This window comes from Frigidibacter sp., from assembly GCF_030695035.1.
Classification (GTDB): Bacteria; Pseudomonadota; Alphaproteobacteria; order Rhodobacterales; family Rhodobacteraceae; genus Frigidibacter.
Genome location: NZ_JAUYTT010000010.1, coordinates 159143 through 172764 on the forward strand (window position 1 = coordinate 159143; position 13622 = coordinate 172764).

Here is a 13622-nt window from a genome sequence, read left to right on the forward strand (position 1 = left end):
CGTCATTTGGTCCGCGGGTCTAGCCCGAAAGCCGCGGCGAGGCAAGCAAAGGGGGGGTGGACTGTCTGGGGTGGAGCAGTCCCGCCGGTTGCCCGACGGCGCAAGCCGGAGGGCAAGGGGTGAGGACATAGGCCCGAACGGCTCCAAATTCTGCAAGGGACCGTTGCGCCAGCATTCCACAGGAGGCCCGGCACGGGGTTGATAAGCGATCAGAAAACACCAGCGCGGCCCCTCCGCCCCCGATTGACGCCGCCGCCGCGCCGCCCTACCCATGGCGGGTCTTCCATTCCCCGGAGCCTGTTCCATGAGCCTCGCGCAGGGTCGCCCCTATCTTGCCATTCCCGGCCCTTCCACGATGCCCGACCGGGTGCTGAACGCCATGCACCGCGCCGCGCCCAATATCTATGAAGGCGCGCTGGTCGAGATGACGCGGGGGATCTACCCCGACCTGAGGCGCGTGGCGGATACAAAGGCCCATGTGGCGATCTACATCGCCAATGGCCATGGCGCCTGGGAGGCGGCGAATGCCAACCTCTTCTCGCGCGGGGACAAGGCGCTGGTCGCTGCCACCGGGCGCTTTGGCATCGGCTGGGCCGACTCCGCGCGCCGCGTGGGCGTGGATGTCGAGGTGATCGACTTCGGCCGCGCCTCCCCCGCCGATCCGGCCCGCATCGCCGAAGCGCTGGCGGCGGACACCGCCCACACTATCCGCGCGGTGCTGGTCACCCATGTCGATACCGCCACCAGCGTGTGCAATGACATCCCGGCGATCCGCGCCGCCATCGACGCGGTGGGCCACCCGGCGCTGCTGGCGGTGGATTGCATCGCCTCGCTGGGGTGCGACGAGTTCCACATGGATGCCTGGGGCGTCGATGTGATGGTCGCGGCCAGCCAGAAGGGGCTGATGGTGCCGCCGGGGCTTGGCTTTGTGTGGTTCTCGGACAAGGCGCTGGCGGCCTCGCAGCAGTCCGATCTGGTGACGCCCTACTGGGACTGGAAGCCGCGCGCGGTGGGGGCCGAATATTACCAGTTCTTCTGCGGCACCGCGCCGACGCATCACCTGTTCGGGCTGCGGGAATCGCTGACGATGATCCTCGACGAAGAGGGCCTGCCCCATGTCTGGGCGCGGCACGAGAGGTTGGCCCGCGCGGTCTGGGCGGCGTTCGAGGCCTGGGGCCGCGGCGGCGATATCGCGCTGAACATCGCCGACCCGGCCCGGCGCGGCCATTCCGTCACCGCGGCCCGCATTGGCGGCGGCGGGGCCGGGCGCCTGCGCAAATGGCTGGAGACCGAGGCGGGGGTCACCCTTGGCATCGGCCTTGGCATGGCGCTGCCCACGGATCCGGCCTATCAGGATTACCTGCGCGTCGCGCATATGGGCCATGTCAATGCGCATATGACCCTCGGCGTGCTGGCCACGATGGAGGCCGGGATGCGCGCCCTTGGCATCCCGCATGGCCCGGGCGGCGTCGAGGCCGCCGCGGCGGTAGTCGCGGGCGTCTGACTCCCCGCCTTTGCCTTGTCTCAAATATCCTGCGGGGGTGCGGGGGCGCAAAGGCCCCGCGGCTTACCCCAAGCGCAGCGCTTTACTGGCCGTGCGCCTTGAGCCACTCCGTCATCCAGGCGATCTCACCCTCCTGCGCCGCGATCACCTCTTCGGCGAGCTTGCGCACCTCGGGGTCGCTGCCATGCTCCAGCACCACGCGGGCCATGTCGATGGCGCCCTGGTGATGGGGGATCATGCCGCGGATGAAATCGACATCGGCATCGCCGCTGGGGGCGACTGCCATCCCCTCATGCATCTTCGCATTCGCCGCGGCATAGCCTGCATCCCAGGGCGCCGGTCCAGCCTCGGTTTGTGTAGCGGCGGGGGCCCCGTGGTTGCTGTGATCCATCGTCTGGGCATAGGCGCCGAAGGCCAGCGCGAAGGCCAGCGGGCTGAGGCGTGCGGCGCGCAGAAGGGTACGGGCGGTATTTTGGCGTGTCATCGGACTGTCCTCACTGTTGCCCGGGCGAGAGTGCCCCGGCGCTGCGCATCCCGTCCACTCACCAATGGGTGAGGCTCAGCGGAGAGCCGCCTGCGCCTCGGCCAGCGCATCGGGAAGCGCCGCGGCAAAGGCGGCCAGATCGGCCTCGGTGCCGCAGCTGACACGGATGCAGCGGTCATGCGGGGCGGTAAAGGGCATCCGCACGAAGATGTCGCGGGCGATCAGCCCGGACAGCACGGCGCGGGCGAAGGCGCCGCCCGCGCCGCAATCCATCGTCACGAAGTTGGTGGCGGAGGGCAGGGGCACCAGCCCATTCGCGCGGGCGATGGCGGCGAGGCCGTCGCGTGCGGTGGCGACCTGAGCTTGCACCTGCGCCAGCCAGTCCTGATCCGCCAGCGCCGCCAAAGCGCCGGCCTGCGCGATGCGGCCCATGCCGAAATGGTTGCGCACCCGGTCGAAGGCGGCGATCAGTGGCGCGGCGCCGATGGCATAGCCCACCCGTGCCCCGGCCATGCCATAGCCCTTGGAGAAGGTGCGCATCCGGATCACCCGCGGATCCTCGGGCGCGATCATGGGCGCGGTGCCCCCCGGGGCCAGTTCGAGATAGGCCTCGTCGAGCACCATCAGGCAGCCGTCGGGCAGGCGCTCCACCATCCGCTCGAGCGTGGCGGCGGGGTGGTGCGAGCCCATCGGGTTATCGGGGTTGGCGATGTACAGGAGCCGCGCGCGGGTCTCAGTAGCGCGGGCCAGCAGTGCCTCGGGGTCCTCATGGTTGCCGTGATAGGGCACCTTATGCAGCGCGCCGCCGAACCCCGCGACATGGAAGTTGAAGGTGGGATAGGCCCCGTCGGAGGTGACGACGGCATCGCCGGGCGCGATCAGCATCCGCACGAGGTATCCCAGAAGGCCGTCGATGCCCTCGCCCACCATCACATGCGCCGGCGTGGTGCCGTGATGGGCAGCGAGCGCGGCGCGCAGGTCGTGGTTCTCGGGGTCGCCATACATCCACACATCACGGGCCGCTGCCGCCATGGCGTCTATCGCGCGGGGCGAGGGGCCGAACACGCTCTCATTCGCGCCGAGACGGGCGGCGAAGCGGCGGCCGCGGGCGCGCTCCTGGGTCTCGGGCCCGACGAAGGGCACGGTGGCGGGCAGCGAGGCCACGAGGGGCGTGAAGCGGGGCGGGGTGGGGCGCGGTGCGGTCATGGCGGGCATCAGAAGCCGAAATCGCGGGGCCCGGCAAGGGGGCGGTTTGGTGGATGTTGGAGGCTCGGCCGGGGCCGGGGGACTTTGCGTCCCCCACGCCCTTCGGGCTCCCCCTGCAGGATATTTGGAAAAAGCAAAGGGGGAAGGGGTGCCGCGGCGGGGGTTGCGCTTACGCGGGCTTCGGCGTGATAAATGGCGGAGGAGGCGGGAACGAACCGGCCGGGCCGGGCATTGACGGGCGGCCGCGCCCCGCGCTTCGCCCCGACTTGCCGCTGCCCGAGGAGCAGGACCATCGCACGCCATCCGACCTTCGCCCCGCTGGGGATCCCGACCTTCCGCCGGCTCTGGGTCAGCTCGCAGGTGTCGAACCTAGGCGGGCTCATCCAGGCGGTGGGGGCGGGCTGGCTGATGACCTCGCTGACCACCTCGCACGGGATGGTGGCGCTGGTGCAGGCGTCGAACACGCTGCCGATCATGGTGTTTTCGCTGGTCGCGGGGGCGCTGGCCGACAGTTTCGACCGCCGCCGCATCCTGATCGCGGCGCAGGTGTTCATGCTGACGGTGTCGGTGGCGCTGGCGCTGACGGCCTGGCTGGGGGTGCTGTCGCCCTGGGGGCTCTTGGCCTTTACCTTCCTGCTGGGCAGCGGGGTCGCGCTTTACAACCCGTCCTGGCAGGCCTCGATGGGCGATATCGTGCCGCGCAGCGATCTTTCGGCGGCGGTGAGCCTGAACAGCATGGGCTTCAACCTGATGCGCAGCGTCGGCCCGGCGCTTGGCGGCGCGCTGGTGGCGCTGGCGGGGGCGGCGGCGGCCTTCGGGGTGAATGCGCTGAGCTATCTGCCGACGATCTGGTCGCTGATCCGCTGGCAGCCCGAGAGGCAGCCGGCGCGGCTGCCGCGCGAGCCGCTGGGGCAGGCGCTAGGCGCCGGGCTGCGCTATGTGTCGATGTCGCCGAACCTGATGCGGGTGATGGGACGCTCGGCGCTGTTCGGCTTTGCGGCCTCCTCGGTGCTGGCGCTGTTGCCGACGGTGGCGCGGGACATGCTGGGGGGCACGGCGCTGACCTATGGGATGCTGCTGGGGTTCTTCGGGCTTGGGGCGATTGGCGGGGTGGCGGTGAACAGCAAGGTCCGCGCGCGCTTTGCCAATGAGAAGGTGGTGGTGGGGGCCTTTGCCGGCTTTGCCATCGGCGTGGCGGGGCTGGCCTTTGCCACCCATCTGGTGCTTGCCGGTGCGGCGCTGATGGTGGCGGGGGCCTGCTGGGTGCTGGCGCTGTCGCTGTTCAACGTGTCGGTGCAGCTGTCGACGCCCCGCTGGGTGGTGGGGCGGGCGCTGTCCTTTTACCAGACCTCGGTCTTTGGCGGCATGGCGGCGGGAAGCTGGTGCTGGGGGCTGCTGGCCGATGCGCGCGGCCCCGATCAGGCGCTGCTGGCCGCCTCGGCCTTGCTGCTGCTGGGGGCGGCTGCGGGGCGCTGGCTGCCGCTGGCAGAGTTCGGGGCGCTGGACCTTGATCCCCTTGGCCTCTTCCGCGAGCCGCAACTGCGGCTGGACCTGCGCGGGCGCAGCGGGCCGATCATGGTGATGGTCGATTACCAGATCGCCCCCGAGGATACCGGTGCGTTCCTGGCCCTGATGCAGATCCGCCGCCGGATCCGCATCCGCGACGGGGCCCGGCAATGGGCGCTACTGCGTGATCTGGAAAGCCCCGATACCTGGACCGAGTCCTATCATGTGCCGACCTGGGTGGATTACCTGCGCCATAACGAGCGCCGCACCAAGGCCGACCTCGACAGCTATCAAGCGCTGCTTGCACTGCATCGCGGGCCAGAGCGGCCGCGGGTGCACCGGCTGATCGAACGGCAGACGGTGCCGCTCTACGACGACATGGCGCTGAAGCCGCCGCCCGACATCCACCATTGATGCCGGGCGGCTGACCTGTCAGCCCATGTCGGCGAGGCGGGAGAGGGCGGCGCGGATCTTGCCGGCCTCTTCATCGCCAAGTGCCAGCTTCTCGCGGTTTTCCTCGACAATCTCTTCGGGCGCGCTTTCCACGAATTTGGGATTGTTCAGGCGGCCGCGCAGACCGTTCAGGTCTTTCTCCAGCTTCTCCAGCGCCTTGGTCAGGCGGGCCTTCTCTTCTGCCACGTCGATGACGCCATCCAGCGGCAGGGCGAAGGTCGCGCCCTCGGCGGCGATGGTGATCGCGCCTTTGGGGGCGGGCGCCTCGGTCAGGCTGTCGATGCGGGCGAGGCGCTGGATCAGCGCCTCGTTCCGCGCCCAGGCGGTGCGGGCGGCGGCGTCAGCCTCCACCAGCACCATCGGCAACTTGAGGCCCACCGGCACATGCATCTGGCTGCGGGCCGAGCGGATTTCCTCGATCAGCGCGATGACCCAGGTCATCTCGCGGTCGGCGGCAGGGTCGAGCAGGTCGGCGGCGCGGTAGGTGGGCCAGTCGGCATGCACCAGCGGCTTGGCGCGGCCGATGGGCGGGGCGGTCAGCGCCCACAGCTCTTCGGTCAGGAAGGGCATGATCGGGTGGCAGAGCGTGTAGCACTGGTCCAGCACCCAGGCCATCGTGTCGCGGGTTTCCTCGGCATCGGTCCCATCGAACAAGGGCTTGGCAAATTCGACATACCAGTCGCAGACCTTGCCCCAGACGAAGGCATAGAGCGCGTTGGCGGCGTCGTTGAAGCGGTAGCCCGCCAGCGCCTCGTCCACCGCCTCGCGCACGCGGGCGGTTTCGCCGATGATCCAGCGGTTCACGGTGTGCTTGGGCTGGGGGATGCCGGTCGGACGCGGGCCGATGAACACGCCGTTCATCTCGGCAAAGCGGGTGGCGTTCCAGATCTTGGTGGTGAAGTTCCGGTAGCCGGCGATACGCGCGGTGGACAGCTTCAGATCGCGCCCCATGGCCGCCATCGCGGTCACGGTGAAGCGCACGGCATCGGCGCCGTATTCGTCGATCAACTCCAGCGGGTCGAGCACGTTGCCGAGCGATTTCGACATCTTCTTGCCCTTCTCGTCGCGGACGAGGGCATGGACATAGACGGTGCTGAACGGCACCTGACCCACCACGGCGAGCTGCATCATCATCATCCGGGCGACCCAGAAGAAGATGATGTCGAAGCCGGTGACGAGGGTGGAGGTGGGGAAGTAGCGCTCCAGTTCCGGCGTCTGCTCGGGCCAGCCGAGCGTGCCGATGGGCCAGAGGCCGGAGGAGAACCAGGTGTCGAGCACGTCGGGATCGCGCCAGACCGGATAGACCAGATGCGTCGGATCCTGGCTGAGGTTGTACTCGGCAAGGCTGCTGGCCAGCGCCTCGATGGCGGCGTGCTGGTCGGCCACCTCGATCACGCGGGCGGCGTGGAGGGGGGCGGGCAGGGCGGCAAGGTCGGCCTTGAACTCTTCGGACACGGTGTCCAGATCGGCGGCGCAATGGTGGCGCGGATCGCCGTGGTTGAAGCTGCCTTCGTTGAGCAGGCGGAAGATCTCCACCTCGTCCAGTGCATTGTCGCCCTCGTCATCGGCAAAGCCGGTCTGGAACAGGTCGAGCCCGTACCAGACCGGGATCTGGTGGCCCCACCACAGCTGGCGGCTGATGCACCAGGGTTCGATGTTTTCCAGCCAGTGGAAATACACCTTCTCATGCTGTTCGGGCAGAATCACGGTGCGGCCATCGCGCACGGCGTCAATCGCGGGCTGCACGATCTTGGCGGTGTCGACGAACCACTGGTCGGTCAGCATCGGTTCGATGACCACCTTCGAGCGGTCGCCGAAGGGCTGCATGATCGGCTTGTTCTCGACATAAGGCACCGGGTTGCCCTCATCATCCGCGACCATGACCGCGAGGCCCTGTTCGGTGATGTCGGCAACCACGGCGGCGCGGGCGTCGAAACGGTCCATGCCGCGATACTTTTCAGGGACAAGGTTGACCGGGCCAAGCTCTGTCTGCGCCGCCAGCGACGGATCGGCGGCGAGGGCGCGGGCGATTTCCACGGCTTCGGCATAGGGCAGGCCATCGTCGCGCATCCGGCCCTTGGTATCGAGCAGCGGGTAGAGCGGGATATTGTTGCGCTGCGCCACGGCATAGTCGTTGAAGTCATGCGCGCCCGTGATCTTGACCGCGCCCGAGCCGAAGGCGGGGTCGGGGTAGTCATCGGTGATGATCGGGATCAGGCGGTCACACAGCGGCAGATGGACCAGCTTGCCGACGATGGGCGCATAGCGCGCATCCGACGGGTGAACCGCCACCGCGCCGTCGCCCAGCATGGTTTCGGGCCGGGTGGTGGCGATGGAGATGTAATCGCGCACCTCGCGCAGCGTCACTTCGCCCTCGGCGTCACGTTCGACATATTCATAGGTCTCGCCGCCCGCGAGGCGGTATTTGAAGTGCCACATATGGCCCTTCACCTCGGTATTCTCGACTTCGAGATCCGAGATGGCCGTCTCGAAATGCGGATCCCAGTTCACCAGCCGCTTGCCGCGATAGATCAGGCCCTTGTGGTAGAGGTCCACGAACACCTTGATGACGGCCTGCTGGAAATGCGCGTCCATGGTGAAGGCGTTGCGGTCCCAGTCGCAGGAGGCGCCGAGGCGTTTGAGCTGGTTGATGATGGTACCGCCCGACTGCTCTTTCCACTCCCAGACCTTTTCAAGGAACGCCTCGCGGCCCATCTCGCGGCGGCCGGGCTGCTGGGATTTCGCCAGCTCGCGTTCCACGACCATCTGCGTGGCGATGCCGGCATGGTCCTGCCCGGGCTGCCACAGCGTGTCGAAGCCGCGCATCCGGTGCCAGCGCACGAGGATGTCTTGCAACGTGTTGTTGAAGGCATGGCCCATATGCAGGCTGCCGGTCACGTTCGGCGGCGGGATCATGATGCAGAACGACTCTGCGCCCGGCTTGGCATTGGCCCCGGCGCGGAAGGCGCCCGCCTGCTCCCATTCCGCATAAAGCCGCGGCTCGGCCTCGGCGGCATTGAACGTCTTTTCCATCGGCATTGGCTGCACCCCGTCTAGCTTGACGTGGTGTGTAACCGTCCAACGCCGCAAGGGGAAGGCCAGAGCAGCGGGCGGCCTTGCAAGGCCTGCCGTGCGCTTGGGTTCACAGGTGGCCCGAGACCAGCATGATGGGCGTATAGATCAGCCAGGCCCAGCTCAGCGCCCCGCCGATTGCCGCCGGAACCAGCCACCAGCCCGAGGGCAGGTTGCGGTCCGTACTGTGTGCCGGAGACGATGCTGGCCGGCCAATCTGCGAGGTCTGTTTCGCCAGCCCGTAGGCCAACCCATAGCCTGCCTGCCCGTGCCGCGCCCACATCGTTGCCCCCGCCGGGCCGATGACAGGACCCGCCGCAGAAGACGGTTCTGCTTTGATGAACTTCATGATGATTCTCCCCTAAGGGTCAGCCTGCCGAAAAAGCGCCGCCGAGTCATGCGTTCCATTCAGGATTGCAACAGAAATATGTCGATCTGCAATTCCGTTGCGGAAGGCTCAGACGGCGCGGTCCATCTTTGTTGACAGGTGGATCAGGCTTTCCGACGATTTTACCCCGCTCATTTCCCCGATCTGGTCCAGCACCGCGTCCAGAACCGCCGTCGAGGGCGCGGCGATCTGCAGCAGCAGATCGACCCGGCCGGAGGTGGTATGCACCCGCTCGATCTCGGGGATCGCCTTCAGCCGTGTCAGGATCGCCGGCTGCGCCCGCGGCTCTATCGTCAGCAGCACGGTGGCGCGGATCCGGCCCTGCCGTGCGGCCTCGCCCAGCTTGACGGTATATCCGGCGATGATGCCGCTGGTCTCCAGCCGCTCCAGCCGCGCCTGGATGGTCGAGCGGGCGACCTTCAGCCGCCGCGCCAGAGTGGCCACGGAAATCCGCGCATCGGCGCTGAGCAGCCCCAGAATGCTGCGATCGAGGTCATCCACGAGACTTTCCTTCACTTTGCCCGAACGATGTGGCATTGTAACGACGATGCACCGCAAATCTACTCTTTTGATCGGTGAAACTGTGCCCCATATCGCGCAGACTTCGTTTTCAGGAAAAGGGCGGCTCATACGCACCTGGCCTGGTTTGGTTGAACGCGTAAGCGTCCCGAACTGGTATTCCAGGGCAGGGGAAGGCTGCGCTCTGTTGGCATAGAAAGGGACACGCTGATGGGGCTCTCGAAAACGATCTGGGCGAATCCGTCCGAACTTCTTCGCGCACAAAAACCGGAAAATCCGGTCATGTTCTTCGCACCGACGGTCCTGCAAGCGACCGCGCGGCGCTTCATCGCGGGCTTTCCCGGGCTGGTGACCTATGCGGTCAAGTCCAACCCCGATGAGATGGTGGTGCAGAACCTCGTTGCGGCCGGGATCCGGGGTTTTGACGTGGCTTCTCCGCATGAGATCGACATGATCCGCCGGCTCGCGCCGACGGCTGCGCTGCATTACAACAATCCGGTGCGGGCGCGGGCCGAGATTGCCCATGCGGTAGGCGCGGACGTGAAATCCTGGTCGGTGGACAGCCATTCCGAGCTGGCCAAGCTGATCGAGATGGTCCCGGCCGCGGGCTGCGAGATTTCGGTGCGCTACAAGCTGCCGGTCGCGGGTGCCGCCTACAACTTCGGTGCCAAGTTCGGCGCCACGGTCGAGGTTGCGGCCGAGCTGCTGGCAAAGGTCGCCGAGGCGGGCTTCATCCCGTCGCTGACCTTCCACCCGGGCACGCAATGCACCGATCCGATGGCCTGGGATGCCTATATCCGGGCGGGTGCCGAAATCTGTGCGCAGGCCGGCGTCAAGGCGGTGCGGCTGAATGTCGGCGGCGGCTTCCCGTCGCACCGGCTGAACGAGGTGACGCCGCAGCTGGAAGCCACCTTCGCGCTGATCGACCGCGTGGCGACCGAGGCTTTCGGTGCCGACCGTCCGGCGCTGATCTGCGAGCCGGGCCGCGGGCTGGTGGCCGATGCCTTCACGCTGGCGGCCAAGGTCAAGGCCGTGCGCGACGATGCGCATGTGTTCATCAACGACGGCGTCTATGGCGCGCTGACCGAGCTGCCGATGATCGGCGTGATCGACCGCACCGAGGTGATCTCGACCGAGGGCATGAAGCGCGATGGCCTGACCCGCGAGCGTATCGTCTTCGGCCCCACCTGCGATTCGGTGGACCGTCTGCCGGGCGAGCTGTCGCTGCCCTGCGACCTGCAGGAAGGCGACTACCTCGTGTTTCACGGCATGGGTGCCTATTCGACCGCGACCAACACCCGCTTCAACGGGTTTGGCGACGTGCTGCTGGCGACGACGCTGTCGCTGCGCTGAGCAAGGCTGCAAGACCAGACAAAGGCGGGCGCGCAATCGCCCGCCTTTGTCATGTTTGTCGCCGCGCGTCACAGTCCGCCTTTGCACCGCCTTTGTGCGGTCAGGCACGGAACTTACATCTTCTTCCGCGACTATATCCTTGATTGGCCGGGGCGGGGTCGGCACCCTTGTGCCATCCTTGCTGTGGCGGCTGCGGTGCCGATGAGGGAGGCGAAGGATCAAGGTGAAATGGCTTCGTGACGGGCTTCTCAATCTCTTCGGTCTTGGCGCTCGCGTCGAGAGCACCGGCCCCGCTGCGCCAAGCGGCCCCGTCCGTCCGCGCTATGACCATGTGATCCTGCTTGACGGCACCATGTCCTCGCTCGATCCGGGGGACGAGACCAATGTCGGCCTGATCTGGAAGCTGCTGCGCGACATGCCGCGCGATGCCGCCCGCGCCGATCAGCAGATGATGTATTACGAGGCTGGCGTGCAATGGTGCACCTGGCGGGATATCGGCGATGTGGCGTTGGGGCGCGGCATCGACCGGCAGATCCGCCGCGCCTATGGCTGGCTGGCCACGCGCTATCGCCCGGGCGACCGGATCTTCCTGATCGGCTATTCCCGCGGCGCCTATGCGGTGCGCTCGCTGGCCGGGGTCATCGACCGCGTCGGCCTGCTGCGCCATGACGAGGCGACGGAGCGGAATATCCGCCAGGCCTTTCGCCATTATGAACTGTCGGCGGGCAGCCCTGCCTCGCGCACCTTCGCCGAGTTGTATTGCCATCCCGCCGCCGAGATCGAGATGGTCGGCGCTTTCGACACGGTGAAGGCGCTGGGGCTACGGCTGCCGCTGCTGTGGATGCTGACGGAACCGCAGCACGCCTTCCACAACCACCGGCTTGGCCCGGCGATCCGCCACGGCTTTCATGCCTTGGCGCTGGACGAGACCCGCGCGGTGTTCGCGCCGGTGCTGTGGGACTGCCCCGAGGGCTGGACCGGGCGGGTGGAGCAGGTGTGGTTCCGCGGCGCCCATGGCGATATCGGCGGCCAGCTGGGCGGGTTTCACAAGGCGCGGGGGCTGTCGAACATCCCGCTGGTCTGGATGCTGTCCGAGGCAGAGCGCTGCGGGCTGACGCTGCCCGAGGGCTGGCGCGAGCGCTTTGCAACCGATCCCGAGGCCCCTAGCGTCGGCTGCTGGCGCGGGCTGGGCAAGATGTTCATGCTGCGGGGGCTGCGCAAGGTCGGCAGCGATCCATCAGAGCGGCTGCACCCGACCGCGCAACTGTCACCCCGGGCGCGCCGGCTGCGGCTGCCGGGCGGTGTCACGCCCTTGGCGCATTAGCGCCTTACAGGTCCATGATCAGGCAGGTGGTCTGGCCGGTGGCGTAGAGCCGGCCGTCCTGCGCCCCGCGGATCTCGCCCCGGGCGACGGCCGTGGTCCGGCCGGAATGCATGATCTCGGCGGTGCAGATCACCTCGGTCCCGGGGGCCAGCGCCCGGGTCAGGTTCACGCCATAGTCGAGCGTCGTGTACCAGCGGCCCTGCGGCACCACGCTTAGCACCGCGCAGCCAAGCGCGCTGTCGAGAAGCACGCCGAACCAGCCGCCATGCACCGCGCCGAAAGGGTTGCAGTGATGCGGTTCGGCTTGGCCGCGGAAGCTGACGCGGCCGGGCTCGATGGTGCCCAGCCGGATGTTGGTGGTGGTGGCCATCGGGGCCGCGTCGATTTCGCCTCGCGCCATCGCGCGTAGAAGGTCGATGCCTGACATGTCGGCCAGCAGCGGGCGGGCGGATGCGGGGGCTGGGGTCTGGTCGGCCATGCGGGTCTCCGGGAGATTGGCCGGCAGGATGCCGCGGCGAGGGGGTGGGGTCCAGCCCCGTGTGCTGCGGGACTGTTCACCCGGAGCCAGCGGCAGCACGAGACCGTATGAGGACAGCGCCCGACCTGGCGGGCGAGAAGCGCCCGCCGAGGGGTGATGAGCGGCAAGAAATCCTCCAGTGGAGGATTTCCGCGAAGAACGCCCGGCCCGTGGCCGGGCCGGGAGGGCGGGCGCTGGCCGGGCCCTTTGGGGGCCCGTCCGGTGGAGTGGAGACGTCACAGCGTGGCGAAGGCGATGGCCTTCGCCAAGGCGGATGGCGTGTCAGACACGAAATCCGCTCGGTCCGCCGAGCAGCCTTTCAAACAAAGACGCTCCCGACAGACCCGTCTTCGCCCCCCTCAGGCCACCTTCTCGAGGCTGACCTCCGGCACCACCCCAAGCGCATGGCACACGTCGCGGGTCAGCTGCGGGCGGTTCAGTGTGTAGAAATGCAGGTCCTCCACCCCCTCGCGCAGCAGCGTGTCGCACAGCTCGGTGCAGATCGCGGTCGACAGCAGCGCCTCTCGGCCGTCGCGTTTGGCGGTGGTGAAGGCCTCGTCGAGCCAGGCCGGCACCTGCGTGCCGCAGCGGGCGGCGAAGCGCTTGGTGCCCTCCCAGTTCTCGATCGGCAGGATGCCGGGAAGGATCGGGGCGTTGATCCCGGCGGCGGCGCAGGCATCGCGGAAGCGCAGGAAGGTCTCCGCCTCGAAGAAGAACTGGGTGATGGCGCTGCTGGCCCCCGCGTCGATCTTGCACTTGAGCCAGGCGACATCGGCGGCGGTGTTGGCTGCCTCGGGATGCGGCTCGGGATAGGCACCGACGCGCAGGGTGAAGCGGCCAGTCTCCGCAAGCGCCGCGATCAGTTCGACCGAATCGGCAAAGCCTTCGGGATGCGGGGTGAAGCGGGCCTGGCCCTTGGGCGCGTCGCCGCGCAATGCGACGATCTCGGTAACCCCGGCATCGGCGTAGGATTGCGCGATTTCCAGCGTCTCGGCGCGGGTGGCATCGACGCAGGTCAGATGCGCCGCGACGTTCAGCCCGTAGTTCTTGCCAATGGTCGTCACTGCCTCATGCGTCAGCTTGCGGGTGGTGCCGCCGGCACCGTAAGTCACGGACACGAAAGAGGGTTTCAGGGGGGCCAGCACCTGCACCGTCTCCCACAGCCGGAACGAGGCGTCGAGCGATTGCGGCGGGAAGAATTCGAACGAGATGCGCGGCGAGGTCATGATGCGGAGTCCTTTTGTTAGGCCCCTTGTGCCATGATCCCCAAAGTGAGACAAATTCATAATCCTAATG

The 13622-nt window shown here is 67.7% G+C and carries 11 protein-coding genes; 4 read left to right on the forward strand and 7 right to left on the reverse strand.

Annotation, left to right across the window (positions count from 1 at the left end; translation table 11 throughout):
* Nucleotides 1-304 precede the first annotated feature (304 nt).
* Nucleotides 305-1504 carry an alanine--glyoxylate aminotransferase family protein gene (locus Q8S30_RS09890; RefSeq protein WP_305665861.1) on the forward strand — a complete coding sequence of 400 codons (1200 nt, stop codon included), beginning with the start codon at nucleotides 305-307 and terminating at the stop codon, nucleotides 1502-1504.
* A gap of 82 nt (nucleotides 1505-1586) precedes the next feature.
* On the opposite strand, the gene Q8S30_RS09895 is transcribed toward Q8S30_RS09890, so the two are convergent.
* Both Q8S30_RS09895 and Q8S30_RS09900 read right to left on the reverse strand, forming a co-directional pair.
* Complete coding sequence (locus Q8S30_RS09895) at nucleotides 1587-1988, reverse strand: DUF305 domain-containing protein (protein WP_305665862.1); 402 nt, start codon at nucleotides 1986-1988, stop codon at nucleotides 1587-1589.
* 75 nt (nucleotides 1989-2063) lie between these two features.
* Nucleotides 2064-3194: a pyridoxal phosphate-dependent aminotransferase gene (locus Q8S30_RS09900; RefSeq protein ID WP_305665863.1), complete on the reverse strand. Its 1131-nt coding sequence runs from the start codon at nucleotides 3192-3194 to the stop codon at nucleotides 2064-2066.
* A gap of 192 nt (nucleotides 3195-3386) precedes the next feature.
* Here Q8S30_RS09900 and Q8S30_RS09905 point away from each other — a divergent pair, with 192 nt between their 5' ends.
* Nucleotides 3387-5114 (forward strand): MFS transporter, encoded by a 1728-nt coding sequence (locus Q8S30_RS09905; RefSeq protein ID WP_305665864.1) that lies wholly within the window; start codon nucleotides 3387-3389, stop codon nucleotides 5112-5114.
* A gap of 18 nt (nucleotides 5115-5132) precedes the next feature.
* On the opposite strand, the gene Q8S30_RS09910 is transcribed toward Q8S30_RS09905, so the two are convergent.
* The 3 genes from Q8S30_RS09910 to Q8S30_RS09920 all read right to left on the reverse strand — a co-directional run bounded on the left by Q8S30_RS09910 (nucleotide 5133) and on the right by Q8S30_RS09920 (nucleotide 9114).
* The gene (locus Q8S30_RS09910; RefSeq protein ID WP_305665865.1) at nucleotides 5133-8192 is read right to left on the reverse strand and encodes a valine--tRNA ligase; all 3060 of its coding nucleotides are present in this window, start codon (nucleotides 8190-8192) and stop codon (nucleotides 5133-5135) included.
* Nucleotides 8193-8295: 103 nt separating this feature from the next.
* Nucleotides 8296-8574 carry a hypothetical protein gene (locus Q8S30_RS09915; RefSeq protein WP_305665866.1) on the reverse strand — a complete coding sequence of 93 codons (279 nt, stop codon included), beginning with the start codon at nucleotides 8572-8574 and terminating at the stop codon, nucleotides 8296-8298.
* Between the two features lie 108 nt (nucleotides 8575-8682).
* Nucleotides 8683-9114 carry an Lrp/AsnC family transcriptional regulator gene (locus tag Q8S30_RS09920; RefSeq protein WP_161344328.1) on the reverse strand — a complete coding sequence of 144 codons (432 nt, stop codon included), beginning with the start codon at nucleotides 9112-9114 and terminating at the stop codon, nucleotides 8683-8685.
* Nucleotides 9115-9342: 228 nt separating this feature from the next.
* On the opposite strand from Q8S30_RS09920, the gene Q8S30_RS09925 reads away from it, so the two are divergent.
* The gene (locus Q8S30_RS09925) at nucleotides 9343-10485 is read left to right on the forward strand and encodes a type III PLP-dependent enzyme (protein WP_305665867.1); all 1143 of its coding nucleotides are present in this window, start codon (nucleotides 9343-9345) and stop codon (nucleotides 10483-10485) included.
* A 217-nt stretch (nucleotides 10486-10702) separates the two neighbouring features.
* Nucleotides 10703-11809 carry a DUF2235 domain-containing protein gene (locus Q8S30_RS09930; RefSeq protein ID WP_371135502.1) on the forward strand — a complete coding sequence of 369 codons (1107 nt, stop codon included), beginning with the start codon at nucleotides 10703-10705 and terminating at the stop codon, nucleotides 11807-11809.
* A 4-nt stretch (nucleotides 11810-11813) separates the two neighbouring features.
* Here the strand turns inward: Q8S30_RS09930 and Q8S30_RS09935 are convergent, their stop codons facing one another.
* Nucleotides 11814-12287, reverse strand: a complete 474-nt coding sequence (locus Q8S30_RS09935; RefSeq protein WP_305665868.1) for a PaaI family thioesterase — start codon at nucleotides 12285-12287, stop codon at nucleotides 11814-11816.
* 398 nt (nucleotides 12288-12685) lie between these two features.
* Complete coding sequence (gene metF, locus Q8S30_RS09940; protein ID WP_305665869.1) at nucleotides 12686-13552, reverse strand: methylenetetrahydrofolate reductase [NAD(P)H]; 867 nt, start codon at nucleotides 13550-13552, stop codon at nucleotides 12686-12688.
* Nucleotides 13553-13622 lie beyond the last annotated feature (70 nt).